The organism is Burkholderia sp. 28_3 (assembly GCF_003253915.1).
Taxonomy (GTDB): Bacteria; Pseudomonadota; Gammaproteobacteria; order Burkholderiales; family Burkholderiaceae; genus Burkholderia; species Burkholderia cenocepacia.
This window is the reverse complement of sequence record NZ_QKZF01000018.1, coordinates 1-26,692: the sequence shown is the minus strand read 5'-3', so window position 1 is coordinate 26,692 and position 26,692 is coordinate 1. Positions and strand designations below refer to the sequence as shown.

Below are 26,692 nucleotides of genomic sequence, written 5' to 3'. Positions count from 1 at the left end.
TGCGTCCTCGTTGCGTCTTCGTGACGGAACCGCCGCGCTATGCGCACGACGCGAACAGCATGCCCAGCGTGCCGGCCGCGATCGCCACACCGTACGGCAGCGTGCCGACCGATGTGATCCCGGCGGGGCCGTCGTCGGCCTCGGCGCGCGCCGCTGGCGAGCGCCGCACGATCAGCGTGCGCACGTTCGCCCACATCTGGCGCATCCGCCCGCGCAGCAGCGCGTAGGCGATGGCGCCGATCCCGCCGGCCAGGAACGTGGCCAGCACGATGTAAAAGGTCATTTCCGCGCCGACCCACGCGCCGATCGCGAGCATCAGCTTCACGTCGCCCGCCGCCATTCCGCGCAACAGATAGAACGGCAGCAGCAGGCCGAAGCCGGTTGCCGCCCCGGCAAGCCAGCCGAGCACGCCCGTCGGCACGCCGTGCAACAGGCACTGGGCGATCAATGCGCCGACCAGGCCGAGCAAGACGAGACGATTCGGAATACGACGGGTCGCGATGTCCGTGCTGGCCGCGGCGACCGCGAGCAGCGTCACGCACAACGGAACCGGGTAAGGCGGCGCAACGGGAAACATGGCGAACCTCGCGAATCGAATCGGTGGATCAGGAAACCATGGACAGCGCGGTGGTCACGGCGGTGGTCACGGCAGCCGTCACGGCCGCGGCGATCATCTCGTACGCAGCGCCGAGCGAGCCCTTCAGCGTGACGACGCTACCCAGTACCGCGATGGCGAACATCGACGCGAGCAGCGCATATTCGATCGACGTCACGCCTCGTTCGTCGGCGATCCAGCAACGTGCGACACGCATGATGGCTTGCATGATGGTCTCCGGTTTCCGGTTGGTCGGATGGCCGGGGACGGCTCGAACGCTGCACCAGCCGAGCCGTCCGCGGCACGCTCCATCAGATGCCTGCCACCGCCGAATCGAGGTCGGCCGCGATCGTGCTGAACACGGTCTTGAGGTCCTTCCCGATGGTCGACAGCGCGAGGATGATGCCGACTGCGATCAGCGCGGCGATCAGGCCGTATTCGATGGCGGTCACGCCATCTTCATCGCGAACGAAACGGCTGGCTTGTTGAATGAGCTTGGACATGGTGATCTCCTTGCGTGGTGACTTTCAAAATCCTCGCGCACCGGCTGGTCGGATGACCGTGCTTCGATACGTCGAGGAATGTCGTTGATGCCGTGTGGCGCCGACGAACGATTCGAACGAGCCGTTCGTCGTACCGTCCATCAGATGCCTGCTACCGCCGAGTCCAGATCCGCGGCGATCGTGCTGAACACGGTCTTCAGATCCGTACCGACCGTCGCCAGCGCGGCGACGATGCCGATCGCGATCAGCGCGGCGATCAGGCCGTACTCGATGGCCGTCACGCCGTCCTGATCCTGGACGAACCACGCGATCTTTTCGATGATTCTTGACATGAGCATTCTCCTTTCGGACTGCTATGAAATACCCTTCGTCGGTCAGGACGTCGGGGGGTGGGCACCACCGGCACTACTCGAAAAATCGGAAGCCGACGATCAGTCGCGGCAACGGGGTGGACCAGCGTTGTCCGTGCGAACGGGTATCGGCGAGGCGGAGCATGAGAGACGCGTGTACGGTTCGACCGGCCGGATGAACCGGACGAGTCGATCGACCGGAACGGCGCGACGGCCGTTCGACGCATGGAATCCAGTTGAACGGGAGATGAACTCCCGGCAAAGCTGCAGTGTGTCTTTAACGCGGCTTGCGATCCGCGACGTGCTGTGGTCTTTCATTTTTATTCCCCATGTACTGCCATGCCGATTTCTTATTGCCCTGAATCCACCGGGTCTCTTGGGTCGTTCGACGACGGTTGCCGCGGTTGATCGGACTGGAGCTGCGTGTTCCCCGACGCGCTCCGGACTGTCTGTTCCGCAGGTGATTCGTGAGCCGGTTCCTCTGCTGCCTGCCGGAACCGCCCGGTCGTCACGTCGTCGACTGCCGTGCCAACGCTTACGCAAAGAGCGGACCATCCCGGTCGGAATCGAGACGCATCAAGGGTTTCAGCGATATATGCAAACCTCCGCCAAACGCCCGACCGCCGAAATGTTTCAACTTTGATATATGCGGTTCGGGCGCATGCGGCCGGCACGAAAGCCCGTCGTGGCGCTGCACGAAGGACCTAAAAAATTTTCTCGGGATTTTCCCGAACGCAGCAGACCGCCCGCGCGCTGCGGGTTCGGCGGCACGCACAGCCGGTAAAAATCGCGGAATGTTTCAGGCCAGAAACATGAATCCCGGCGGTGGCGTTTTCTCATACCAGAAATGGCGGTTTTCACCCGAATCGCTGAACACATTAAATGCCGGCCGGCCGTGCGTGGTTTGCATCACGCGATTTTTTCTTCAACAATGAATTCACCGGACAACGCCATTTCAGAGCGATTCGATCCGCAGGCACCACAACATCAAACGGCCGCGACAGACCACGCGGCCACACGACAGACGGGGCATCATGTACACAGCCAATCGTGGAACGCGCGATCGCGCAATACGCTGTGCTCAATGGCTGACGGCCGACCGGATCATTCCGTACAGCTGCATCATGCTGATGCTCTTCGCTGCGCTGCTGATCGTCTGGGCGGTCGTGACCGACGGCTTCACGTCGAACGCCACCGCCCGCCCCGGCACCGACTTCTCGGTCTTCTGGACCGCATCGCATCTCGTGTTGCAAGGCCATGCCGCAGCGGCTTACGACACGTCCTCATTCCTGCAGGCCGAGTTCGCGCACTTCGGTGCGTATCTGCAAAACCGGCCGCTTCCCTGGCTCTATCCGCCGACGATGTTGCTGTTCGTCGCGCCGGTTGCCCTTGTGCCTTTCCTGCCCGCATATCTCCTCTTTTCCGCGGGCAGTCTTTTATGCTACGCGTTCGCTGTCTCGCGGTTGTCGGGATTGCGCGCGCATCTTCCCGTGCCACGCGCCGCAGCGTTCGTCGTCGCTGCGTATTCGGCCGTGTGCCTGTCCGCGCTGTTCGGCCAGAACAGCATCCTGACCGCCGGCCTCGCCGCGCTCGCGCTGCATCTGCTCGGCAAGCGTCCGGTCCTGGCGGGCGTGCTGATCGGGCTGCTCGCGATCAAGCCGCAACTCGCCGTCGTGTTCCCGTTCGTGCTGATCGCGACGCGTGCGTGGCGCACCTTCGCGGCGGCGGCGATCAGCGCGACGCTGTTCGCGGCGGCCGGCGTGGCGCTGGCCGGCCCCGCCGCGCTGCACGGCTTGAGTCACGCACTGTCGACGGTACGCGCGCAGCACTTCATGCTCGCGTCGTACTGGCTCGCGTCGCCGACGCCGTTCGCCGCGTTGCGGCTCGCCGGCGCGCCGGTGGCGGCCGCGCTGGCCGCCCAGGCGGCGGTCGCGCTCGTCGCGCTCGCCGCGGCCGTCGACGTCTGGCGCCGCACGCGTGACATGCGGCTGCGCGGGGCGGTACTGGCGGTCGCCACCCTGCTGACGACGCCATATCTGTGGAACTACGAACTGACGTGGCTCGGCATCGCGATCTTCTGCCTGATCGCACACGGCCTCGACGAAGGCTGGCTGCCCGGCGACCAGGGCATTCTCGTGGTGGCGTGGCTGCTGCCGATCTTCGAAATGCTGAACCGGCTGATGAAGCTGCCGCAGATCGGGCCGGTCGTGCTGCTCGCGGTGCTGTTCGTCGTCGTGCGCCGCACGGCGCTCGCATCCCGGAGCGCACGATGAAAGCGCCGTCGTTCGCCCGCCACGCGCATTCGGCCGCCGACGTGCATCCGGAACTCCCGATCGCCGGCCCGCGCCGCCATCCGCACTGGCTCAACCGCGATCGCGTGCGCCTCTACGCGGCCGCCGTGCTGCTGACCGAGCTGCTGTTCATCGCGATCTACCTGACCCGCGTCCTCCTGTCGCGCCACGGCGCGCTGGAACCGCTGTCGCAGGACTTCTCGCCGGTCTGGAGCGCCGCGTGGCTCGCCGCGCACGGTCACGGCGCGGACGCGTGGCATTTCCCCGCGCTGTTTGCGGTCCAGAAGCTCGCGGTCCCGACGATGACGCTCGCGGACGGCACGCTGCCGTGGCTCTATCCGCCGACGATGCTGCTGTTCGTGCTGCCGCTCGGCTGGCTGCCGTACACGCTGGCGGTCGTGCTGTGGCTCGGCATCACGATCGCGCTGTTCGCGGCGACGATGCGCGCCACGGTGCAGCGCGACGCCGCGTGGCTGTGCGCGCTCGCGTTTCCCGGTGCGTTCCTCACGGTGATCGTCGGGCAGACGAGCCTCTTCACCGCGACGCTCGCCGCACTCGGCCTGCTCGCGTTGAACCGGCGGCCCGTCTGCGCCGGAATCTGCTTCGGGTTGCTGACGATGAAGCCGCAGCTCGCGGTGCTGTTCCCGCTCGCGCTGCTGTGCGCGGGCCAATGGCGCGCGCTGGCCGCGTGGGCCGCGACGATCGCCGTCAGCGTCGCGCTCGCGACGCTCGCGTTCGGGATCGGCCCGTGGCTCACGTTCATGCACGTGATCGGCAACGTCTACGCGATCGTCGATGCGGGCCACGCGAAGCTCGCCCGCATGCCGACCGTGTTCGCGCTCGCGACGATGGCCGGCTGGCCCGCGCTGGTCGCACGCGGCGTTCAGCTGCTGTCGGCCGCGGCCGCCGCGAGCGCCGTCGTCTACGCGTGGCGCGGCGCGTGTTCGTACGCGCTGCGCGCCGCGACCCTCGCGTGCGCGTGCCTGCTCGTCAGCCCGTATCTGTACGACTACGACCTCACGTGGTACGGCATCGTGATCGCGTGGTACGCGCGCTATGCATGGACGCACGGCTGGCGGCACTTCGATCGCGAATGGCTGATGCTGCTGTGGCCGATGCCGCTCGCGGGCCTCGCGATCGTGCCGCACCTGTCGTTCCAGTTCATGCCGCTCGTGACGCTCGCATCGCTCGCGCTGCTCGTCAGCCGCATCGCCCGGGAAAGACGCGACGTGCCGTCGCTGCCCGACGCGCGCGACACCTCGACCGAGACCGGGTTCACCCACCCGCTCCGACCGCACCACCGCCCGGCGCACGGCATGCGCCGCACCGGCCGCCCGACGCTCGGCGCCGGCCGGTAAAGCGCCATCACAAGGGGAATCATCATGCGGGAACCCATCTACACGCCGCTCGTTTCGCTGGTCGCGCCGTTCTACAACGAAGGCGAAGCCGTCGAACGCTTCTTCGACGTCGTGATTCCGTTGCTGAGCGCGATCGACGCGATCCGCTTCGAGATCGTCTGCGTAAACGACGGCAGCCGCGACGACACGCTGGAACGCCTGGTCCGGATCGGCGCGGCCGAACGGCGCGTGCGCGTCATCGACCTGACCCGCAACTTCGGCAAGGAAGCCGCGCTGACGGCCGGCCTCGACGAAGCCGCGGGCGATGCGGTGATCCCGCTCGACGCGGACCTGCAGGACCCGCCGAGCCTGATCCCGGTGATGATCGACCACTGGCGCGACGGCGCGGAGGTCGTCGCGGCCAAGCGCAGCAACCGCGCGTGCGATTCGTTCGCGAAGCGCACCGCCGCCGCGATCTACTACCGCGTGCACAACCTGCTGTCGGACGTGAAGCTGCCGGAGAACGTCGGCGATTTCCGGCTGATGGACCGCAAGGTCGTGAACGCGCTGCGCAACCTGCCCGAGCGGCACCGCTTCATGAAGGGGCTGTTCGCGTGGGTCGGCTACAAGACCGTGATCGTCGAGTACCAGCGCGATCCGCGCAGCGCCGGGCACTCGAAATTCTCCGGCTGGAAGCTGTGGAATTTCGCGCTGGAAGGCATCACCAGCTTCAGCACCGTGCCGCTGCGCAGCTGGACCTACATCGGCGTCGGCATCGCGGCGCTCGCGTTCGTGTACGGTTCGTTCATCATCCTGCGCACGCTGCTGTTCGGCAATCCGGTGCTCGGCTACGCGTCGCTGATCTCGGTCACGCTGTTCATCGGCGGCATCGAGCTGATCGGGATCGGCGTGGTCGGTGAATACGTCGGGCGGATCTACGACGAATCGAAGCAACGGCCCGTCTACCTGATCCGCCGCCGCTACCAGGCGCACGGCAAGGTGATCGAACTGCCGGTCGCGCGCGACGCCCGCCGCCAGCCGGCCCGCCGGCGCGTGCAGCCGGTCCGGGCGCGCATCGGCGCGCGCTGAACGCGCGCTCGCCATGATCGGGCTGCTGCAGGCCGAGCGCACGCGGCTCGTGCGCTTCGGCGTGTCCGGGCTCGGCTCGACCGCGCTCCACACGCTGGTCGCGACGGCGCTGTTCGCACTGCGCGACGCGACGCCGGTGACCGCGAATGCCATCGCGTTCCTCTGCGCGACCGCGTTCTCGTATCTGGCGAATACGCTATGGAGCTTCTCGTCGACGGTGCGCCCCCGCAACGCGCTGCGCTTTCTCGCGGTCACGCTGGCCGGCTTCGTCGAGACGATGCTGCTCGCGCGTGCCGCCGAGGCGCTGGGTGCGTCGCGCGCGATGGGCGTCGTCGCGATCGCACTGCTGATCCCGCCGACGACGTTCGTGCTGCACCGGCTCTGGACCTACCGGTAAACAGCCGCCTTCCCGCCCCCGCCGATAATCGGTCGATCGATTAACAGATTCAATGTCGCGATATTTATGTCACGCATCGACCCGATTGATTCCGATTTTAAAATTAACTCGAAAAATCATTTTCCCGACCTGTTTACTTTTACAGCTTCCATGATTAACCAAACGGACTAATCTGCATTAGCCGTCGCCTCCGCACGTGCCGATACCGGCTCAAACCCTTGCCTCACAAGGCGATGGCGGCTGCACGAAGCAATTCGCGCAACGATGATTCCCATTACTTCAAACGGGAGCTTCTATGTCACGCGTTACCGATGTGCTCGTTTCGTTCGATACCGAAACCATTCTCAAAAAATATCCGAATCCCAGCAAGAATCCGGCGGCGCCGACACTGATCGACTGGCGCTATGTCTATATGGTGACCAACCAAGACAACGTCATTTCCGGGCAGGCGGGCGGCGAGCTCGACCTGAAGGCGCAGGTCGGCGACCTGATCCGCTGGCGCGAAACGAGCCTGTCGCTGGGCTTCGAAAACCAGGTGGTGTTCTACAAGTTCATCGGCAACGTCGGCAACGACCTGATCTCGACGCCGACGCCGCGCGTCGCGGAAGCGTCGATCCCGGTGCCGAACACCAGCAAGCCCGAAGTGCCGACGTGCCAGAAGGTCGCGAACTACTACTGGTCGTCGGAATGCCTGAAGGTCGGCCGCGTGACCTACCACTTCCAGTTCCAGATCATCGATCGCAACTGCCAGAGCCAGGGCTGCTTCTCGTGGGATCCGTTCATCTCGATCCATAACTGATCGCGGCACGCGGGCGGCCGCACGACGGCCGCCCGTGCCGCTCCCTTGTTGCGGAGGACGTGCTCATGTCTGGTGTTCGTTGCGATGGTCTCGCGATCGTCGACGCCGTCACGCTGCTGTCGGCCTACCCCGATGCGAGCCGGGACGCCGACGCGCCGACCGTGATCGACGGCCGGCACATCTACGTGTTGCGCCCCGGCGACGCCGGGCAGGTCGGCCACAACGACAACCGGCTCTTTGCCGGCCTGTCGCCCGGCGACCAGCTGCATTTGCGCGAAACCGCGCTGGCGCTGCGTGCGGAAGTGACCGTGCTGTTCATCCGGTTCGCGCTGAAGGACGCCGGCATCGTCGCGCCGATCGAAGCGGAAATCCGCGACGCCGCCACCCCGGTGCCGGACGGCGACGACCTGCTGCATCCGTCGTGCCGGCCGATGAAAGACCATTTCTGGCGCAGCGAGGTGCTGGCCCCGGGCATCACCACGTGCACGGCCGATTTCGCCGTGCTCGATCGCGACGGCGCCGTATCGGGCTACTTCCGCTGGGAAACGGCGATCGAGATCGCCGGCAGCCGGCCGGACACGAAACAGCCCGGCGTCGAACCGTAGCCGGATCGCAACCGCCGTTTCACGATGCAGCCGAACGGCGGCCGATCACGCAAGCACCGCCGCGTGCCGTGTTCAGGTGCGCGGCAACCCCGGCGGATTGGTCTGCGACCGGTCGATCGCCTCGGCATCCAGCCGCCAGTGATCGAGCGCTTTCCGGTAGCTGCCGTTCGCGATCAGCGCATTGATCGCGAGCGTCAGCGGCTCGGCCAGGCCGCTGCCCTTGCGGGTCGTGATCGCGATGTCCGCGGTGCGCGGCCAGCCGCCGCTGACGGTGCCGATCAGCTTCGCATCGCCGCGCAGCGACGCCTGGTACGCGAGCATCGAGTTCACGCTGAAGATCGTGTCGACCCGGCCCGACTGCAGCGCGACCCACCGCTCGGCCGCATCCGCGTAATACTGGATCTCGACCGGCGCGAGGCCGCGCGCGACGTTCTGCCGGTTCCATTCGAGCAGGATCTTTTCCTGGTTCGTGCCCGAATCGGTCACGACGCGCAGCCCGGCGACATCCTTCGGCTCGCGGATCGCGGCCAGCCTGCTGCCGGTTTTCACGTAAAAGCCGAGTTGGTCCTTGCGGTAGGTCGAGAAGTCGAACTTCTCCTTGCGCTGCTCGGTGACCGTCACGTTCGAGATCACCGCGTCGACCTTGCCGGACTGCAGCGCGAGCGGCCAGTCGGCCCACGCGAGCGGCACGATCTTCAGCTTGCGGCCGAGGCTGTCCGCGATCAGTTGCGCGAGATCGGGATCGAAGCCGACCACCGTGCGCGCGTCGGTCGCATAGGTACTGAGCGGCGGCAGGTTCGGCGCGATGCCGATCGTCAGCGTATTCGCTTCGGCAAACCGGAAACCGGCCGGCAACGCCTGCTCGACCGCCGGGTTCACGGCGCCGCGCTGCCGGGCCGGCTGCTCGGGGCTCAGGTCGAACGACGCGGCCTGCGCGGCGAAGGCGCTGCCGGCGATCAGCGCGGCGGCCAGCAAGCGGGCAACGTGTGTCACGGGAAAAGCGCGGCTTCTCATGTCTGGTGGAATCCCTTTTTATTCGATGATGCGTGGCGCACGCGCGGGCGGCGGTTCGGTGACGTTGCGCGTACCTTGCCGCCCGGCCCGGCTCCTTTATGCAGGCGTCGCTTCGAGTTCGACCGCGGCCGCACGCCGCGGCGCCGGTTGCACGACGGGCGCCGGCTGCCTCGCCTGCGCCGACTCGCCCGCATACAGTGCCTTCGGGTCGAACACGCGCGCCTGCAGCGGCGTGAACGCACGGAAATTCCACAGGCTGCGCGCGACGAACACACGCTGCACCCAGCGGAACGCGCGATCGTTCTCGTCGTACTGCGGGTCGAAGCGGTCGCGCGAATGCAGCGTGAAGTGGTTGTTGATCAGCACCAGCTTGCCCGGCGACACCTGCACGCCGAACGACACCTCGCGCACCGCGCGATACAGGTTGGCCAGCGCTTCCTGCGCGCGCGGGTTGACCGCCAGCACCATGTCCGGATAGAACGCGACCGTCACGCGCGGCGCATCGAGCGGCCCCGACAGCACGGCGCTCAGGTCGGTGTTGTCGCGCGGCGTCGGCGCCGCGCCGCGCCACCGGTACGGCACGCGGATGATGTAGTGCTCGCCGTAGAGTTGCGCAATGTCGTCCGGCGACAGCAGTTGCAGCGCGCGACGCGCATCGGCGAGCCGCGTGTACGGGCCGCCGCCCGCCTCGCTGCGCACGCCGAGCAGCAGCAGCGCGAACGGCGACGTGTCGCCTTCCGGCATGTGCGCCTGCGCGGCGTTCTCGATGTGGAAGTCGAGCTCGACCTCGGACCCCAGGCCCGTGTAGTCGCGCGCGGTCGCCTTGTGCGGGGTCAGGTTGTTCACCAGCTCGCGGCCTTCGTGCGCGATCGAGTACGGCTCGCCGGCCAGCGTGCTCAACGCGACCAGCACGTTCTCGCTCAACACGCCGGCCTTGAACGAGCGGCCGGTTTCCTCGAACCGCGGGCTGCCCGTCACGCCGTCGTCGATCGGCAGGTTGTCGATCTCGATCGAGCCGTGCGCGTCGGCGGTCGGCGCCTTCGCCCGATCGAATGCGTCGACGACCCGGTCGGGAAACGCGTTGTAGGCGAGCTTGCGGACCGCGCTGATATAACCGGCGCCGCCGGCCGGGTCGTAGTCGAGCGCGCCGAGCGCCGTGCGGATATGAGCGGATTCCACTGCCGTCAAAGCGATGCGTTCATCTGCGAGATAGGTCATAGGTCTCTCGTATAAAGATCTGGTTCGAAGAGCGGCGTGGCATCACCGCCGCGCTCCACCGTCCTCGGGGCGAAGCGCTCGACAAGACTAGGAGACCGTCATTGCATTGCGAAATGATATTAATTCGATTGCAAACGAAAATTATCGATATAAGTTCAGCAATGCGGGCGGAACCGGTTCACGTCGTTTGCACCTGCCCTTAACACGAATACTTGTTAAAAAATCGCTGGTTATTATTTGTATTCGCCAACGGGTCGATGCTAGTTTTCTGTCGGATTCGACGATTCAGCCGGCGTCCGACGGGCAGCCGGCTTCCTCTATCCGCCCTACGGGAACCCGCCAGATGAATCGATACCGCCTGCCGCACCCGACGTCGCACACGTCCGGCCCGCACCGGGAGCCGCGATGAACGATCACGCCCCGGCGCTCGACCGCGTCGACCATCCACCGGCCGCCGCTGCGGCTGCGCCGCATACGTCGCTGCGCGCCATCTTCCCGACCGTCGCGGCCGCGAGCCTGGGCTTCGCGATCGTCCAGCTCGACGTGACCGTCGTCAACGTCGCGATTCCGAGCCTCGGTCAGGCGTTCGGATCGAGCGTTCATGGGCTGCAGTGGATCGTCGATGCGTACACGCTGTCGTTCGCCGCGCTGCTGCTGACGTCGGGCACGCTGGCCGACCGCTTCGGCAGCCGCCGGCTGTTCGCGTACGGTCTTGCGCTGTTCCTGCTCGCGTCGCTCGGCTGCGCGCTCGCGCCGTCGCTGGCGGCGCTGGTCGCCGCGCGGGTCGCGCAAGGCGTCGGCGCCGCGATGATCCTGCCCACGTCGCTCGCGCTCATCACGCATGCGTGCGCCAACGACGCCGCCGCGCGCGTGAAAGCCGTCGCGTGGTGGAGCGCGACGGGCGGCGCGATCAGCGCGGCCGGGCCGACGCTCGGTGGCCTGCTGATCGATTCGCTCGGCTGGCGCGCGATCTTCTTCATCAACCTGCCGATCTGCGCGCTCGGGCTGTGGCTCACGCTGCGCCACGTGCGGGATTCGGCCGCCGCGCGCACCCGGCTGTTCGATCCGGCCGGCCAGATCGTTGCGGTACTCGTGCTCGGGTTGCTGACGGGCGGGATCATCCGCGCCGGTGCGCACGGGATCAGCGACCCGTATGCGGCCGGTGCGCTGCTCGCGTCGGTCGCACTCGGTGCGCTGTTCGTCGCGATCGAACGGCGCGTGGCCGCGCCGATGCTGCAGCTCGCGTTCTTCCGGATCGCCCGCGTGCCGGGCGTGCTCGCGATCGGCGCGATCACGAATGCGGCGTTCTACGGGCTGATCTTCTCGCTCAGCCTCTATTTCCAGAACGCGCGCGGCTTCACGGCGACCGAATCGGGGCTCGCGCTCGCGCCGCTCACGGTCATCATGCTCGCCAATATCGCGAGCGCACGGCTCGCGGTCCGCTACGGGTTTCGCGCGACCGTGATCGTCGGGCTCGCCGTGTCGCTCGCCGGCTACGTGTGGCTGTGGCAAACGCTCGCCGCGCACACGCCGTATGCGCTGCTGGCGCCCGGGCTCGCGGCGATGGCGGTCGGCGGCGGCATCGCGATTCCCGCGCTGACGTCGACGCTGCTCGGCAGCGTCGAGGCCGGCCGCTCGGGCACCGCGTCCGCGATTCTCAATACCGCGCGCCAGGTCGGCGCCGCGATCGGCGTCGCGGCACTCGGCGCGCTGGTCGCCGGCCAGGGCGCGGCCATCGTGGCCGGCGCCGCGCATGCGTTCGCCGTCGCGGCCGTGCTCGTCGCGATCTGTGTCGTGCTGGCCGTGCGCTGGCCCCGCGACACTCCCGTTACCGGCACGCGGGCCTGAGCGCGCTGCCGCACGACGTCCTTCAACCGCCCCCATCCGAGCGAGGAATCCATGCAGCATCGCTTCATCGATACCGTCCTGATCGTCGACGGCGCGTCGACCGCCGCCTATCTGGCCCCCGCGTTTCGCGCATACGGCATCCGTTGCGCGCATGTGATCAGCGACCCCGATCTGCCCGCAATCTACCGGAACCAGTTCGTGCCGTCCGACTACGTCCGCCAGGTCCAGCATCGCGGCGACATCGACGCGACGCTCGCGCAACTGGCCGACCTGCGGATCGGCGCGGTGCTGCACGGCCTCGACGCGGCGCTCGAGCTGGCCGACACGCTCGCCGAGCGGCTCGACGTGCCCTATCGCAACCCGCTCGCGACCTCCGCCGCACGACGCGACAAGTTCGCGATGAACGAGCGCATTCGCGCGGCCGGGTTGCGTGCGCCGGCGCACTTCCACAGCACGTCGGTCGACGAAGCGCTCGCTTGGGCGCGCGCGCAGGGCACGCTGCCGCTCGTCGTGAAGCCGGCGCGCAGCGCGGGCGTGACCGGCGTGAAGATCTGCCGGACGCTCGCGCAGGTCGAGGCCGCCGCGCGCGACGTGCTGGCGACCCGTTCGCTGTACAACCAGCCGAACGACGACATCGTGATCCAGAGCTATTCCGAAGGGCAGGAATACATCGTCGACTCGGTGTCGTTCGAGGGCCGCCATCGCGTGGTCAGCCTGTGGGAGGTGCATCGCGACCGCACGCACGCGCCGCGGCTCGACAAGATGCTGGTGCTGAACCATGCCGACCCGCGCTACGCACCGCTGCTCGACTACGCGGCCGACGTGCTCGACGCGCTGGACGTGCGCTTCGGGCCGACCCATCTGGAGCTGTTCGATACGGCCGACGGTCCGACGATCGTCGAGCTGAACGCGCGGCTGCACGGCAGTCTCGATCCACGGCTGACGAGCGCGGTCAGCGGCGAGAATCACGTGTCGGCCGCCGTCGAAGCGGTGCTGCATCCGGAACGGCTGTTCGGCGAGATCACCGCACCGACGGATTTTCGCGGCTACTGCGGGCACGTGCTGCTGCTGTCGTCGCGCAACGGCGTGCTGCGGCAGGATTTCACGTGGCAGGCGATCCAGGCGCTGCCGTCGTTCGTCGGGCTCAAGCAGTGGATCAAGGTCGGCGACACGCTGCGCGTGACCACCGACCTGCAGACCGCCCTCGGCACGGTCGGCCTGTACAGCCCGACCTTCGAGCGGCTGCTCGAGGATTGCCGGCGGATTCGCGAAATCGAGGCCGACTTCTTCGCGGACGAACGCGCGGTCGCGCCGGCCTAGGGCCGGATCGTCTCGCGTCAGCGCGCGAGCAGCGCACCCGCCTGCCGGCCGAGCACCGCGCGCAACGCGTCGAGTTCGGGCAGCGCGGGCGCTTCGTCGGGCGTGACGAGATAGGTCGTCACGCTGTCGAGATCGTCGAACGCGTGCGTGCGCAGTTCCTTGCGCGCCACGTGCTCGGTCGTGATCCGTTTCGGCAGGATCGCGACGCCCATCCCGGCCGCCACGCAGCCGAGAATCGCGCCGAACGTGCCGAACGACGACACCGACTCGATCGCGACGCCGCGCGCCTTCAGCCAGTGTTCCGCGACCGCGCGATACGGACAGCCGTCGTGAAACGCGAGCAAGCGCACCGTGTTGTCGGCCAGCAACTGCCGGCGCGTGACGGTCGCCGCGCTCACCAGCACCATGTCTTCCGCGAATGCGGGCTCGTAACGCAGCCCGGGCCGGACAACCGCGCGAGCGGTCAACGCCGCGTCGATCCGGCCGCGCAACAGCGCCTCGGCCAGATCGGGCTCGCTGCCGATCTGCACCGCGAGGCCGAGCGCCGGGTCGCGCTCCTTCAGCGCGGCGGCCAGCGCCGGCAGCCGCGTGGCGGCGGTGCTCTCCATCGATCCCAGCCGGAAGCTGCGGGCGACCGGCGTTTCGCGCACCACCTGCGTCGCTTCGTCGACGAGGCGCAGGATGCGGTCGCAATACGGCATCAGCCGGCGCCCGGCGTCGTTCAGCACCAGCCGCTTGCCGTGCCGGTCGAACAGCGGCGCGTCGAGCGACTCTTCGAGCTGGCGCAGCCGCGCCGTGACGTTCGATTGCGTGCAGCCGAGCCGTTCGGCCGCGCGCAGCGCGCTGCCTTCCTGCACGACGGCCCGGAAAGTTTCGAGCAGAGGGATGTTCATATCGGTTTCTCTTGTTACCGATTCAGTTTATATCATTTTACTTCGCCAATCATCCGGATTAGCCTAGCGGGTATTCCCTGCCGGCCGGCCCTTTTCAAGGAATCCGCATGCCATTCGCTGCCTGCTTCGGCTTTACCCCCGTTCGCCGCCGGCTCGAGGTTCGTCCGTGCGCGCACTGATCGCCGCGCTGGTGCGGCGTGGCCCGACCGTGCTCGCGTGCGGCGTCGGCCTCGGGCTGCTGGTGCCGCCGCTCGCGGCGCTCGCGCGGCCGTTGATGCCCGTTACCGTGTTCCTGTTCGTGCTCGGCACGCTGCTGCGGGTCGAGCCGAGCGCGGTGCGCGCGGTCGCGCGGCGGCCGGCCGTGTCGCTGCTGCTGCCCGCCGTGACGATGATCGCGTGCCCGGTCGCGCTCGGCATCGCCGCGCGGCTCGCCGGCCTGCCGTACGACTGGGTCGTCGCGCTGGTGATCGCATACTGCGCGCCGCCGTCGAGCGGTACGTCGACGATCGCACGGATGCTGTCGCTCGACGCAAGCGTCGCGCTCGTCGCGACCCTCGCGTCGATGGTGTTCGTGCCGCTGACCGCACCGCTGTTGACCGCGTGGTTCAGCCACGACGCGGCCGTGTCGATCTCGCCGTCGAGCCTCGCGCTGCGGCTCGCGCTGCTGATCGGCAGCGCCGAGGGCGTCGCGCTGCTCGTGCGCCGCTTTGCCGGCGCGCGGCTCGCACGCCATGCGACGCCGATCGACGCAATCGTCGTCGTCGCGCTGCTGATATTCGCGCTCGGCACGATGGCCGGCATGCAGCAGTCGATCATCGACGCACCGCACCGCGCACTGGCCGCGATCGCCGTTGCGTTCGCCGTCAACGCGGGTTTCCAGATCGTCGCGTACGGGCTCACGCCCGGCGACGTCCGCACGCGCCTGAACGTCGCGCTGATCGTCGCCAACCGCAACGTCGGGCTGATGTGGGCCGCGCTCGGGCTGGCCGCCACGCCGACCATGGCGCTCGTGTTCGCGTGCGCGCAGTTGCCGATCTATACGCTGCCGCGCGTCGTCCAGCATCTGCTGCCGCGCCTCGAAGCCCAGCGCCTGCGCAGGCGCGCACGCTAGCCGGCTTTCCTCTTTCGCCCTCGATCAAGGATTCCTCATGAAGCGACTCATCGTGATCGGCGCACGCGCCACCGGCAGCAGCATCGCGCTGGTGCGCGGCGCCCTCGCACGCCAGGTGGCCGTGACCGTCGTCACCGCGCCCGGCCATCGTCTCGACGGCGTGTTTCCGGACGGCGTCGAGACGGTCAACCTCGCGCCCGACGCCGGCCAGCTCGCCGGCTGGCTGCGCGCGCGCTATCCGGACGAACTCGACACGCTGCGCGTGACGACCGCGCACGACACCTATGCGCGCACCGCCGCGTGGGTCGCCGATGCGCTCGGGCTGCCCGGCCCCGATGCACGGCACGTCGCGCACGCGGTGTCGAAGTCCAACCAGAAGGCGCTGCTCGCCGCGCACGGCATCCCGGCCGCGCAGTTCGTCGCGGGCACGCTGGCCGCGCCGGCGGCGCTCGCGGCCGCGGCCGCGCCGTTGCGCTTTCCGGTCGTCGTCAAGCCAGCGGAAGGCTCCGCGAGCGACGGCGTGCGCCGCTGCGAGGACATCGCCGCCGTGCGCGCGCAGCTCGACGCACTCGCTGCCGTGCGGGCCGATGCCCCGTCGCTTGCGACCGAACGCGTCGTCATCGAGGAGTTCCTGGACGGCAGCGAATACTGCGTCGAGTATTTCGACGGCCGCTATGTCGGCGCGCTGCGCAAGCTGAAGCGGCATGGCGCCGGCTTTCTCGAACGCGGCTATACGTCCGAACTCGATCTCGACGCCGACACGCTGCGCGCGCTGATCGACGTCGGCACGCGTGCGACGGCCGCCGCCGGGCTCACGTGGGGGCCCGTGCATCTCGACTGCATCGTGCATGATCGCGTGCCGCACGTGATCGAACTGAACCCGCGTATCGCGGGCAGCTTCATCTGCGACATCGTGCGCGACGGGTACGGCTTCAACGTGGTCGAAGCGTTGCTCGACAAGCTCGACGGCAGGACGGTGACGATTCCCGAGCTGTTCGAGCCGCACGCGTATGCGCGCGCCGAATTCCTGCTCGACAGCGATCCCGGCGCGTGGCGCTTCGCGCAGGCCGGGGAGATCGACGACGGAGCGGTCAGGATCAGCTACGGACCGCAAGTGCTGCCCGATCGGGAACGGCGTGCGTTTCTTTATGTGCGGGTGGCGTTGCCGGCCGGGTATGATCCGGCGGACAGCGTGGGGGCGGCGGGCGCGCGCGGCGAGTTGAAATCGACTACCGAGTCGGCCTGACTTCGGGCGAGCGAGATTTGCTTGCGCCGGCAGGCGGCGTCCCGCGCCAGAAGAAAAACACGAGCGCGCCCGCGATCGCCTGTGCGCCGACGACGAACGCGACGCAGCCCGCCCAGCCCCAGCGATTCCATGCGGGAACAGGCAGGACCGAGCCGAGACTTCCGCCAAGGTAATAGAAGGAAAGGTAGATGCCGATCGCCGTCGATCGTGCCCCGCGTGCCACCCGCGAGATGAACGCATTGGCCGACGCCTGCTCGACGAACACCGCGGTTGAACTGAGCGCGAGACCGGTCAAGATCGCACTGACGCTGCTCGACAGCGTGAGCAATGCACCGACGATCGCGAGCCCGGTCGCCGCAAGCGCGAGATCGCGCGGGCCGCGTTGCGCCGCGACGCGGCCCGCGAGCGGTGTGACGACCACCGCGACGAGAAATACCGCATAGATCGCGCCGATCTCGACCGTATCGAAGCCAAATGGCGCACCGGCCAGCCGCAGTCCGACACACGTGAACGTCGCGACCTGCGATGCGAGCACGCATGCGCCGACCAGAAACGACGCCAGCAGCGGGCCGCGTGTCAAGAGCTTCCGGCGCGGCGTCGCCACGCCATCGCCATCCGGACGCGCGACGTCGGACCTCGGCAGGCACGCGTGGATCGCGAGGCCCGTCGCGAGACACAGGAACGCGATGAAATCGAGCGCGTGACGCCAGCCGAACGCGGACGTCAGGATATTGGTCACGAAGCGCCCGGCGAATCCGCCGAGCGTCGTACCGGCGACGAACAGTGCGCTGACCTCCGTCGCCGCGTCGTGGCTGAAGATCTCGCCGATACAGGCGATCGAGATCGCGAAGATGAACGGCATCAGCATGCCCGCGGCAAAGCGGGCGGCGAGAAACGATGAAAAGTGCGCCGCGTGCCCCGACCACAGGACGGGAAGCGCACACGCCACGGCGGCGCACGAAATGACCGTCCGGCGATCGAAACGGGCGGCCAGCGTACCGACGAACGGAGCGATAATGGCAACCGCCAAGGTAGTGGCGCTGATGCCCTGGCCGGCCTGTTCGGCGCTCACGTTGAAGGCCGCGGCGAGTTCGTGCAGGATGCCCTGCGTCGAATAAAGATTGATAAATGCCGCGAACCCGCACAGGAAAAATGCGAATCGGATGGTTCTGTTGCCCACGGGTGATGCCCTCTCTGATGTGGGTGACAGTCTGACGAGCGGGCGGCACGCGTGCCAATACTGTTTTCGTGGCCACTGATACCGAAACGACAAAAATGCTCGACCTACGCCGCCTCCGCTATTTCGTGACCGTCGCCGACGAATTGCACTTCGGACGCGCGGCGTTGCGTTTGCGTATCGCCCAGCCGCCTTTGACGCGCCATATCGCCGCGCTGGAAGCCGACCTCGGCATCCGGCTGTTCGAGCGGTCCACGCGCGCGGTGCAGCTCACGCCGGCCGGCGCGCTGTTTCTCGAACAGGCGAGAACCGTCGTTCATGCGGTCGACGAGGCGGAGGCGACCGCGCGCAAGATGGCGCAGGGTATGGTCGGCCGTGTCGTGATCGGCTATGCAAGCTCCATCCCGATGTCCGACGCGTTTTCGGACATCATCCGCAACGTGAGCCGCAGCATGCCGGAAGTCGAGTTGGCGTTTCGGGAGGTATCGACCGCCAGTCAGCGCCAGCAGATCGCCGACGGCACGCTGGACATCGGCTTCGGCTGGTCAACGGCGACGACGTCCGGCGAGCGCATCCGCTCCCTCGTCGTGTCGCGGGAACCGCTCGTCGCCGCGGTGCCGGCCCGGAGCCGATACGCAGGCAACGCGACGATCGCGTTCCGCGAACTCGCGATGGAGAACTTCGTCACGTTCCCTTCCGGGTACGGTTCCGCGCTGAACGCCGCGCTCGAGGATCTGTGCGCGCATGAAGGCGTGACGCCGCGGATAGGACCGACCGCGTCGCAGATCACGACACTGGTGTCGCTGGTGGCGGCGGAACGCGGCGTCGCCATCGTGCCCGGCTTCACGTCGACGTTGCACCGCCCGGGCGTCGCTTACGTGCCGCTGGCGAGGCCGCACGTGCTCGAGCTGGTCGTCACGTGGTCCGAACCGTTTTCGTCGACCTGCGTCGAGCAATTCGTCGAGTTCGCCCGGTCGGTCGCGCCGGACTAGGCTTCCCGCTCCTGCTGCACGTACCACGATATCCGAGACGCATACGTTGACGTCGTACGTATGTGCATACGCTACGAGACCCGACTAAGCGGTGCACCATACGCGCGGCCGGAGCATGCGTGCGCACGGACGATTTCCGGATCGACCGGGCTATGTCCCGAAACGATCAAAGGTGGCGTGCATGGCTTCCAGGGCCCGTTTCCTCGGAATAGCCTGCTTCACGTTCTCGGCGAAGCTGTCGTAGATCGCATCGAACTGCTTGCTGTTGAAGCGCTGAATCGCGATCTTTTCGGCATCGTCTGCAATGGCCTTGTCATGCGAGTAGTACCCGAGGTGCACCTTGGTCATGAGGAACAGGCCGACGCAGATCAGTACGGCTACCACGGCAGCAATCGATTTCGTTCTTTTTGTCATCGGTCGTCGCACCCGCTACAAACGGGTTCCCGGATCTTTTCCGGCGATCCTGCCCCGCACGCACGACCGCCCGCCTCCTCAAAGCGACGCGCCGTCGTCGCGCGTGGGCCCCGCCATCAGCACATCGGTCAGTTTCAGCACCGGACAATGCGCGCCGGCCCCGGCAACGGCATCGCGGTACGTATCCGTGACGGCCGCCGCGATCGCATGGGCTGCATCGACGCCTTCGGCCATCGCCGAGTAGTACGACAGATCCTTCAGCGCATTCGCCATATGGAACGGCAGCGCGGACGTGTCGCCGGACTCCAGGAACGGACGCAGCCGGTTCAGCGCGGCGCCGCCGCCACCGCCGTTGGCGAGCACGTCGGCGAGCACCGCGACGTCCACGCCCGCGCGCTTCGCGCACGCGACGGCTTCCGACAGCAGCGCGATGGTCCCGAGCGAAACATAGTTGTGCAAAAGCTTCATGCTGTGGCCGGCCCCGACATCGCCGACGCGCGTGATGTTCTCGGCGAAGCACGCGAGCACCGGCCGGATCTCCGCGAACAACCCGGGCGTCGAGCCGACCAGCAGGTTCAGCCGGCCCTCGTGAGCCTCCCTGGCGCCGCGCGTCATCGGCGCATCGACGAAGCGCCCGCCTGCCGCTTCGACGAGCCGCGCCATCCGGACGGTCGACTCGGGAACCGCGGTCGAACAATCGACGACGATCGCGTTGTCCTTCAGGCCGGCCAACACACCGTCCTCGCCGGTGAGCACCGCTTCCACTTCGGGGGAACCCGTCACGCAGAGGATGACGACGTCCGCTTGCGCGGCCAGTTCGCGCGCGGTCCGCACGGTCCGGACGCCGCCCTGCAGCAGTTCGTCGAGCGGCTGGTTGCCCGGATGCTCGACGACCGTGAGCGGATAACCGTGCTTCAGCACGTTGCGCGCAATACCATGCCCCATCAAACCCACGCCGATCAGGCCAATCTGCTGTTTCATGTCATTCCCGTCAAAAAAGGCGCCGCGGCGCTGCGCCGCGGCGAACCGGATTGTCGTTACCGCTCGACCAGCCGCGCCGGCAGCAGCATCGTGAGGACGAGGCCCAGCAACAGGCACCCGACCATCAGGAACAGCGGCACGGCGAGATTGCCGGACAGCTGCTTCAGGTAGCCGACCGCATAGGGGCCGAAGAAACCGCCGAGGTTGCCGAACGAGCTGATCACCGCGATGCCCATCGATACCGATGCGGCGCCGAGCGCCGCGGTCGGCATGCTCCAGAACAGCGGCGGAAACGAGATGAGCCCCGCGTTCGCAATGCAAAGCGCGAACATCCCGAGCCACAGCCGATCGTGCCAGACGACCGACAGCCCGAGCCCCGTCGCGCCCATCAGCAAAAGCGCGGCGACGTGCAGCCGCCGTCCGCCGCGCCGGTCCGCGCTGCGCCCGAACAGGACCATCACGACCACGGCCACCGCGTTCGGCAGCGCGGCGAGCAGGCCGATCACGAAATCGCTGCCGATGCCCATCTGCTTGATCATCGTCGGCGCCCAGAACGTATAGCCGTAAATCGCGAAGACGTCGAGAAAGTAGATCACGCAGAACGCCCACACGAGCCAGCTCGAGAACAGGCCGCGGTGCGCGACGGACTCGGTCGTCGCGCGGTCTTCCGCCAGTACGCGTGCGAGGACGGCGCGCTCCGCGTGCGAGAAGCGCGCGCTGCGCGTGACGTCGTCGTCGAGGCCTTTCCATACGTACAGCGCGGCCAGGAATGCCGGCAGCGCCTCGAGAATGAAGATCCATTTCCAGCCCGGTATCTGCATCGCCCCGTCGAAATACTGCAGGATGAAGCCGGTCAACGGCGATCCGATCAGGCCGGCCAGCGCCAGCGCCGCGTAGAACATCGACAGGATCCGCGCGCGCCGCCGCCCCGGGAACGAACGCGCCATGTACAGCACGATGGCCGGGATGAAGCCGGCCTCGGCGACGCCGAGCAGGAAGCGCATCACGTAGAACTGCATCGGCGTGGACACGAACGCGGTCAATCCCGACACGATGCCCCACGACACGACGATCCGCGTGATCCAGCGCCGCGGCCCGACCCGCACCAGCAGCATGTTGCTCGGCACCTCGAAGATCACGTAGCCCAGAAAGAATATTCCGGCGCCGAAGCCGAACACCGCATCCGAAAAGCCCAGGTGCTGGCTCATCTGCAGCTTGGCGAAGCTGACGTTCACGCGGTCGATGTACGAAGTGACGTACGCGAACATCAGGATGGGCAGGATCTGCACGGCCAGCCGACGAAAGATCCGGTCCTCCTGCGCGAGGTCGTGCGCCGATGCCGGGGCGGCGAGGTCGCCCGGATCGCAGGTCGCGTCGATTTCCACGTTTGTCTCCGAAAGTTCATGGATGGCCCCGCGTGCAGTCGCTGTCGAGATAAGTGTGTGCGACAGGGGACCGTTCGAATCTACCGGCTGCCCCGGCCGCCCGATATGCGAAATCCTTCAAGCGGCACTTCGAATATCTCGAACGCATGCCCGCGCCGGCCATCGTACGGTGCAATGCACAAGCCACCGGAAAAACGGATTCTAGCGCCGATTGCCCGCGCGACACGGGCAGCCGCGGGATGATCGCGGCGTCGCGGTGTGCGGCGCACCATTCGCGACCGCTCAGGGTTAGCACCACTTCGCCCGGCACCATGGAGCGCATCGATGGATGACATACTGGCCGCAGTTTCAACCGGAGTCCGCGCTTGTTCGATCTCACGTCCCTCGCCCTGTTCGTCCGTGCATCCGAGCTGGGCAGCCTGTCGCGCGCCGCGCAGCAGTCGCACATGTCGCTTTCCACCGCGAGCCGCCGCATCGCGCTGCTCGAGCATCACTTTCGCGTGGTGCTGCTGAACCGCACGGTGGCGGGCGTCGAACTCACGCCGGCCGGCGAAGCGCTGTTGCGTCACGCGACCGACCTGCTGCTGCGCACCGATGCGATCTACAGCGAGTTGTCCGACTATACGAAAGGCGCGGTCGGCCGCGTCCGCGTCTTCGCGAACATCTCGGCGATCAGCCAGGATCTTCCCGATCAGTTGCGCGCGTTCTCGCAGCGCTATCGCGACATCAAGCTGCAGATCAGCGAACTGAGAAGCGCCGACATCCTGCAGGCGCTGCGCGAAGGCCGCGCGGACGTCGGGATCGTCACGTCGCGCACCGCGACCGAAGGGATCCATCTCGCGCCCTACTGCATGGACCGGGCCAGCGTGGTCGTGCCCGACGACTACCCGCTGACCGGCGAGTCGATCGATTTCAGCGCGTTGCTCGACCACGATCTGGTCGCACTCGACGACCGCTCGGAACTGACGCGCTCGCTCGTCAGGGAAGCGGCGCTGCTCGGCAAGTCGGTCCGCTTCCGCGTGCAGGTGCAGAGCTTCGAGGCGATGTGCCGGTTGATCGCCGCGGGGCAAGGCATCGGCATCCTGCCCGAGCGCGCGGTCGCGCTGTTTCGCGAACCGATGCGCCTGCGTTTCATTCGCCTGAACGATCCGTGGGCCAACCGCGTCATGTCGGTCGGCATCCGCGCGGGCGCCGTGCCGCTGCCGACGCGCAAGCTGTTCGAGTTCCTCGCGTCCTTCGCGCCGCCTTCGCTCGTGTCCGGCGAAGCCGGGCAGGCGGGCGACTGATACGCCGCCCCGCGCCCGCGCTCGCCGGCGTGTTGCAGATTTTCGAAGGTCCCGTTCGCGGATCCGCACTTCCCGCCCGCGCCTGTGACGAAGTAGATTCGACGGACCGATTCAACAGTCCGCCGGTTACCGCAACGGAAGAGACGCAGGAGACACGGCGACGCGATCCGACGTGAGCGGTGCAGCGTCGCGTATCGCAGGTCGCGCGGCCGTTCGACGCTGCGCGGTTCACGCCGCTCCCCGTGTCAGCCCCTCCCGTGCGGGACGCCAGCTTCGTCATGGAGGCTTCCCGCCATATGAAGAACCCGCACCGCATCGCCGTCATCGCCGGCGACGGCATCGGCAAGGAAGTGATGCCCGAAGGCATGCGCGTGTTGCGCGCTGCCGCCGACCGTTTCGACATTCCGCTCGCGTTCGACGAGTTCGGCGACTGGTGTACCGATCACTACGTTCGCCACGGCACGATGATGCCGGCCGACTGGGCGCGGCAGATCGGCGCGCACGACGCGATCTTCTTCGGCGCGGTCGGCGCGCCCGACATCGTGCCGGATCACGTCGCGGTATGGGAATCGCTGATCAAGATCCGGCGCGAGTTCGATCAATACGTGAACCTGCGTCCGGTGCGCCTGATGCCGGGCGTGCCCGCGCCGCTCGCCGGACGCCGGCCCGGCGACATCGATTTCATCGTCGTGCGCGAGAACACGGAAGGCGAGTATTCGTCGGTGGGCGGCCGGATGTTCACCGGGACCGACCGCGAAATCGCCGTGCAGCAGTCGGTTTTCTCGCGTGTCGGCGTCGACCGCGTGCTCCGGTTCGCGTTCGAGCTCGCCCGCTCGCGCCCGCGCAAGCAGCTGACGGCCGCGACGAAATCCAACGGCATCTCGATCACCATGCCGTTCTGGGACGAGCGCCTCGCGGAAATCGCGCGGTCGTTCCCGGACATCGAAACGCGCAAATATCACATCGACATACTGTGCGCACACTTCGTCCAGAATCCCGATCGCTTCGACGTCGTCGTCGCCTCCAACCTGTTCGGCGACATCCTGTCCGACCTCGGCCCCGCCTGTACCGGCACGATCGGCATCGCGCCGTCCGCGAACCTGAACCCCGAGCGCCGCTTCCCGTCGCTGTTCGAGCCGGTGCACGGCTCGGCGCCCGACATCGCCGGCCGCGGCATCGCCAATCCGATCGGGCAGATCTGGTCGGCCGCGTTGCTGCTCCAGCACCTCGGTCGCGGCGAATCGCGCTACGAAGCCGCGGCCGCCGAAATCGTCGCGGCGATCGAATCCGTGCTCGTCGCCGGCCCGCGCACCCGCGACATGGGCGGCACGGCCAGCACCGCGGAACTGGGCGCCGCGATAGCGCACACCATCGCGAATCCCGCATCGATCGAGGAATGACCCATGCAATGTGATCACTACATCGACAACGTCCGCGTCGCGCCGACGACCGGCGAGCGGATCGACGTCGTCGACCCGAGCACCGGCGAAGCGTTCGCGACGATCGCGCGCGGCGATGCGACCGACGTGCAGCGCGCCGTTTCCGCCGCCCAGCGCGCGATGGGCGACACGCTCGACGGCCCGTGGGCGAAGCTGTCGCCGGTCGAGCGCAGCAACCTGCTGTTCGCGTATGCCGCGGCCGTCACGCAGCATGCGGACGAACTCGCGCAGCTCGAAGCGCGCGACACGGGCAAGGCGCTGAACACCGCGCGTACCGACGCGGCGGTGCTCGCGCGCTACCTCCAGTACTACGCCGGATGCGTCGACAAGCTGCACGGCGACACACTGCCCTACACCGCCGGGTTCACGGTATTGACGGTGCGCGAACCGATCGGCGTGACGGGCCACATCGTTCCGTGGAATTACCCGATGCAGATCTACGGCCGCTCGGTCGGTGCGTCGCTCGCCGCCGGCAATGCGTGCGTGGTCAAGCCGGCGGAGGATGCGAGCCTGTCCATTCTGCGGCTGGCCGAAATCGCGGCGGAGGTCGGCTTTCCGGCCGGCGCGGTCAACGTCGTCACGGGGTTGGGCGGCGAAGCCGGCGCGGCATTGTCGGCCCATCCCGGCATTCGTCACATCTCGTTTACCGGGTCGACCGGAACGGGCGCGCTGGTCGGGCGCGCGGCGGCCGAGCGTCACTGCCCCGCGGTGCTCGAGCTGGGCGGCAAGTCGCCGCAATTGCTGTTCGACGATGCCGACCTCGACCAGGCGCTGCCCGTCATCGTCAATGCAATCGTGCAGAACGCGGGCCAGACCTGCTCGGCCGGCAGCCGCCTGCTCGTCCAGCGCACCGTCTACGAGCGCGTGCTCGATCGTCTCGCGCAGCAGTTCGCGCGGCTGCGTTCCGGGCCGCCGTCGATGAATCTGGAGATGGGGCCGCTCGTCAACGCCAGGCAGCATGCGCGGGTCCGGGCCATCGTCGAGCGTGCGCAGGCCGACGGCATTCGGGTGGCGGCGCGCGGCACCATCGCGGCCGGCGCATCGGGTTCGGGGTACTACCAGGAAGCGGTGCTGTTCCGCGACGTACCGCCCGACAGCGAACTCGCGCAGGAAGAGGTATTCGGCCCCGTGCTCGCGGCCATGCCGTTCGACGACGAGAACGCGGCGGTCGCGCTCGCGAACGGCACGCAGTACGGCCTCGTCGCCGGCGTCTGGACGCGGGATGGCGCACGTGCGCTGCGCCTCGCGCGCAAGCTGCAGGCCGGACAGGTCTTCATCAACAACTATGGCGCGGGCGGCGGCGTGGAACTGCCGTTCGGCGGCGTGAAGGCAAGCGGATATGGCCGCGAGAAAGGCTTTGAAGCGTTGCTCGGCTTTACCGCGCTCAAGACCATCGCGATCAGGCACGATTGACGGCCACAACGGCGCGACGGCCTTCGGGCCGTCGCCGGGGAATCACCATGTCTCGGCTGACCATCGTGGGTGCCGGCCACGTCGGCAAGCGCTTCGGCAACCTGATCGTCGCGAACCGTGTCGTCGACGTGTTGCAGCTCCACGATCGCGACATCGCGCGCGCTGCCGCCGCGGAATTCGTCGACGCCGGCTGACCGTTCCATCATCCGTCGCGCGACGCTTGCCGGCCGAGTGCCGACCTATCCCGTCTGCAAGACGGCCGGATCGATCTCGCGCGCCGTCAGCCCGAATCTCGCCATGCGAGCGCGATGGTCCGGCGAGCCAAGATACGAGCGAAGTCGCTGATTGAACGCCGCCAGCAGATCCCCGTTTTCCCGGTTGAATGAAAACGCGCCCAGCGGAGGCGTCCGCGGGCTGCCGTCGACATCCGACTCGTGCGCGACGGCCTCGATCAGCGCGCTGCCTATCCGGCCCGCCACGATTCGATTCCCCAACGCGGTGCTCGCATACGCATCGACCACGCCGGAAAGAACGGCCGCGATCGCGTCGGCCTGCTGTTCGAAGACGACGATTTGCCGCCGGCTCACGCCCGCCGCGATCGCGGAATCGTGCTGGACCTGTCCGGCAATGATGCCGAGGCGCGCGTCAGGACGTTCGGCAATCGACGCATAACGCCTGAGTGCCTTCGGATTTCCCGGGCGAACCAGAAAACCGTCTTCGATCCCCCACACCGGCACGCTGAACGCGACGGTGTGGGCGCGCTGCGGCGTCACGAAGAGCGGCACGTTCATGTCCCAGTGACCTGATGCAACGCCGGGCAGCAATTCGCCGAACGTCGCCGGGCAATACTCGATCCGGGTCACGCCTATCTGCCGGAGGATTGTCGCCGCGAGCTCTAGGGAAACGCTGATCAATGGACCAACTTCCGAAGTTGCAGGCGAGATGGCTTCAAATTTTCTGGATGACGAAGCGAATCGGCGCTCAATTCA

General features: G+C 67.5%; 27 protein-coding genes. 15 read left to right on the top strand and 12 right to left on the bottom strand.

Features of this window, described 5'->3' with window-relative positions; all coding sequences use genetic code 11:
• Positions 1-37: 37 nt before the first annotated feature.
• The 4 genes from DFS13_RS28830 to DFS13_RS28815 form a co-directional block, all read right to left on the bottom strand.
• Positions 38-577 (bottom strand): prepilin peptidase, encoded by a 540-nt coding sequence (locus tag DFS13_RS28830; RefSeq protein WP_059723828.1) that lies wholly within the window; start codon positions 575-577, stop codon positions 38-40.
• A 28-nt stretch (positions 578-605) separates the two neighbouring features.
• The gene (locus DFS13_RS28825; protein ID WP_006498088.1) at positions 606-824 is read right to left on the bottom strand and encodes a Flp family type IVb pilin; all 219 of its coding nucleotides are present in this window, start codon (positions 822-824) and stop codon (positions 606-608) included.
• A gap of 82 nt (positions 825-906) precedes the next feature.
• Positions 907-1,098, bottom strand: coding sequence for a Flp family type IVb pilin (locus DFS13_RS28820; protein ID WP_006483622.1), 192 nt, complete (start codon positions 1,096-1,098; stop codon positions 907-909).
• Between the two features lie 140 nt (positions 1,099-1,238).
• Positions 1,239-1,430 carry a Flp family type IVb pilin gene (locus tag DFS13_RS28815; RefSeq protein ID WP_006483618.1) on the bottom strand — a complete coding sequence of 64 codons (192 nt, stop codon included), beginning with the start codon at positions 1,428-1,430 and terminating at the stop codon, positions 1,239-1,241.
• Between the two features lie 1,052 nt (positions 1,431-2,482).
• Between DFS13_RS28815 and DFS13_RS28810 the strand changes: the two genes are divergently transcribed.
• The 6 genes from DFS13_RS28810 to DFS13_RS28785 all read left to right on the top strand — a co-directional run bounded on the left by DFS13_RS28810 (position 2,483) and on the right by DFS13_RS28785 (position 7,966).
• Positions 2,483-3,721 (top strand): glycosyltransferase family 87 protein, encoded by a 1,239-nt coding sequence (locus tag DFS13_RS28810; RefSeq protein ID WP_060267121.1) that lies wholly within the window; start codon positions 2,483-2,485, stop codon positions 3,719-3,721.
• A complete protein-coding gene (locus DFS13_RS28805; protein ID WP_111442410.1) occupies positions 3,718-5,097 on the top strand; it encodes a glycosyltransferase family 87 protein in 1,380 nt (459 codons plus the stop codon). The genes DFS13_RS28810 and DFS13_RS28805 overlap by 4 nt, the downstream gene beginning before the upstream one ends.
• A 24-nt stretch (positions 5,098-5,121) precedes the next feature.
• On the top strand, positions 5,122-6,165 hold the full coding sequence (locus DFS13_RS28800; protein WP_111442409.1) for a glycosyltransferase family 2 protein: 1,044 nt from the start codon (positions 5,122-5,124) through the stop codon (positions 6,163-6,165).
• Positions 6,166-6,178: 13 nt separating this feature from the next.
• Positions 6,179-6,562: a GtrA family protein gene (locus DFS13_RS28795; RefSeq protein WP_006498083.1), complete on the top strand. Its 384-nt coding sequence runs from the start codon at positions 6,179-6,181 to the stop codon at positions 6,560-6,562.
• Between the two features lie 295 nt (positions 6,563-6,857).
• Complete coding sequence (locus DFS13_RS28790; RefSeq protein WP_006483191.1) at positions 6,858-7,361, top strand: inclusion body family protein; 504 nt, start codon at positions 6,858-6,860, stop codon at positions 7,359-7,361.
• Between the two features lie 65 nt (positions 7,362-7,426).
• The gene (locus tag DFS13_RS28785; RefSeq protein ID WP_006483188.1) at positions 7,427-7,966 is read left to right on the top strand and encodes an AidA/PixA family protein; all 540 of its coding nucleotides are present in this window, start codon (positions 7,427-7,429) and stop codon (positions 7,964-7,966) included.
• Positions 7,967-8,038: 72 nt separating this feature from the next.
• On the opposite strand, the gene DFS13_RS28780 is transcribed toward DFS13_RS28785, so the two are convergent.
• Positions 8,039-8,980, bottom strand: a complete 942-nt coding sequence (locus DFS13_RS28780; RefSeq protein WP_058903895.1) for an ABC transporter substrate-binding protein — start codon at positions 8,978-8,980, stop codon at positions 8,039-8,041.
• Positions 8,981-9,076: 96 nt separating this feature from the next.
• The gene (locus tag DFS13_RS28775; protein WP_111442408.1) at positions 9,077-10,198 is read right to left on the bottom strand and encodes a TauD/TfdA family dioxygenase; all 1,122 of its coding nucleotides are present in this window, start codon (positions 10,196-10,198) and stop codon (positions 9,077-9,079) included.
• A 405-nt stretch (positions 10,199-10,603) separates the two neighbouring features.
• Between DFS13_RS28775 and DFS13_RS28765 the strand changes: the two genes are divergently transcribed.
• Together DFS13_RS28765 and DFS13_RS28760 are read left to right on the top strand one after the other, a co-directional pair.
• A complete protein-coding gene (locus DFS13_RS28765; RefSeq protein WP_111442407.1) occupies positions 10,604-12,046 on the top strand; it encodes an MFS transporter in 1,443 nt (480 codons plus the stop codon).
• A 51-nt stretch (positions 12,047-12,097) separates the two neighbouring features.
• Complete coding sequence (locus DFS13_RS28760) at positions 12,098-13,366, top strand: ATP-grasp domain-containing protein (RefSeq protein WP_048985972.1); 1,269 nt, start codon at positions 12,098-12,100, stop codon at positions 13,364-13,366.
• A gap of 17 nt (positions 13,367-13,383) precedes the next feature.
• Here DFS13_RS28760 and DFS13_RS28755 read toward each other — a convergent pair whose 3' ends face one another.
• Positions 13,384-14,259, bottom strand: a complete 876-nt coding sequence (locus DFS13_RS28755) for a LysR family transcriptional regulator (protein ID WP_006491158.1) — start codon at positions 14,257-14,259, stop codon at positions 13,384-13,386.
• Positions 14,260-14,425: 166 nt separating this feature from the next.
• On the opposite strand from DFS13_RS28755, the gene DFS13_RS28750 reads away from it, so the two are divergent.
• Positions 14,426-15,370: a hypothetical protein gene (locus DFS13_RS28750; RefSeq protein WP_059723835.1), complete on the top strand. Its 945-nt coding sequence runs from the start codon at positions 14,426-14,428 to the stop codon at positions 15,368-15,370.
• A 37-nt stretch (positions 15,371-15,407) separates the two neighbouring features.
• A complete protein-coding gene (locus DFS13_RS28745) occupies positions 15,408-16,616 on the top strand; it encodes an acetyl-CoA carboxylase biotin carboxylase subunit family protein (protein ID WP_060214041.1) in 1,209 nt (402 codons plus the stop codon).
• Here DFS13_RS28745 and DFS13_RS28740 read toward each other — a convergent pair.
• The gene (locus DFS13_RS28740; protein WP_111442406.1) at positions 16,600-17,796 is read right to left on the bottom strand and encodes an MFS transporter; all 1,197 of its coding nucleotides are present in this window, start codon (positions 17,794-17,796) and stop codon (positions 16,600-16,602) included. The two genes, DFS13_RS28745 and DFS13_RS28740, sit on opposite strands and share 17 nt — an antisense overlap.
• 95 nt (positions 17,797-17,891) lie before the next feature.
• Between DFS13_RS28740 and DFS13_RS28735 the strand changes: the two genes are divergently transcribed.
• The gene (locus tag DFS13_RS28735) at positions 17,892-18,785 is read left to right on the top strand and encodes a LysR substrate-binding domain-containing protein (RefSeq protein WP_080331527.1); all 894 of its coding nucleotides are present in this window, start codon (positions 17,892-17,894) and stop codon (positions 18,783-18,785) included.
• Between the two features lie 150 nt (positions 18,786-18,935).
• Here DFS13_RS28735 and DFS13_RS28730 read toward each other — a convergent pair whose 3' ends face one another.
• The 3 genes from DFS13_RS28730 to DFS13_RS28720 all read right to left on the bottom strand — a co-directional run bounded on the left by DFS13_RS28730 (position 18,936) and on the right by DFS13_RS28720 (position 21,565).
• Positions 18,936-19,169, bottom strand: a complete 234-nt coding sequence (locus tag DFS13_RS28730) for a hypothetical protein (RefSeq protein ID WP_080322797.1) — start codon at positions 19,167-19,169, stop codon at positions 18,936-18,938.
• 108 nt (positions 19,170-19,277) lie between these two features.
• Positions 19,278-20,180 (bottom strand): NAD(P)-dependent oxidoreductase, encoded by a 903-nt coding sequence (locus DFS13_RS28725; protein WP_111442405.1) that lies wholly within the window; start codon positions 20,178-20,180, stop codon positions 19,278-19,280.
• A 56-nt stretch (positions 20,181-20,236) separates the two neighbouring features.
• On the bottom strand, positions 20,237-21,565 hold the full coding sequence (locus tag DFS13_RS28720; RefSeq protein ID WP_048985967.1) for an MFS transporter: 1,329 nt from the start codon (positions 21,563-21,565) through the stop codon (positions 20,237-20,239).
• 365 nt (positions 21,566-21,930) lie between these two features.
• Here DFS13_RS28720 and DFS13_RS28710 point away from each other — a divergent pair, with 365 nt between their 5' ends.
• The 4 genes from DFS13_RS28710 to DFS13_RS28695 all read left to right on the top strand — a co-directional run bounded on the left by DFS13_RS28710 (position 21,931) and on the right by DFS13_RS28695 (position 25,897).
• The gene (locus DFS13_RS28710; protein WP_006485547.1) at positions 21,931-22,851 is read left to right on the top strand and encodes a LysR family transcriptional regulator; all 921 of its coding nucleotides are present in this window, start codon (positions 21,931-21,933) and stop codon (positions 22,849-22,851) included.
• A gap of 296 nt (positions 22,852-23,147) precedes the next feature.
• A complete protein-coding gene (locus tag DFS13_RS28705; protein WP_006493819.1) occupies positions 23,148-24,251 on the top strand; it encodes a tartrate dehydrogenase in 1,104 nt (367 codons plus the stop codon).
• Between the two features lie 3 nt (positions 24,252-24,254).
• Complete coding sequence (locus DFS13_RS28700) at positions 24,255-25,703, top strand: aldehyde dehydrogenase family protein (protein WP_058903887.1); 1,449 nt, start codon at positions 24,255-24,257, stop codon at positions 25,701-25,703.
• Between the two features lie 47 nt (positions 25,704-25,750).
• Positions 25,751-25,897, top strand: coding sequence for a hypothetical protein (locus tag DFS13_RS28695; protein WP_240465891.1), 147 nt, complete (start codon positions 25,751-25,753; stop codon positions 25,895-25,897).
• A gap of 45 nt (positions 25,898-25,942) precedes the next feature.
• Here the strand turns inward: DFS13_RS28695 and DFS13_RS28690 are convergent, their stop codons facing one another.
• Positions 25,943-26,617: a transporter substrate-binding domain-containing protein gene (locus DFS13_RS28690; protein ID WP_249206027.1), complete on the bottom strand. Its 675-nt coding sequence runs from the start codon at positions 26,615-26,617 to the stop codon at positions 25,943-25,945.
• Positions 26,618-26,692: the final 75 nt, after the last annotated feature.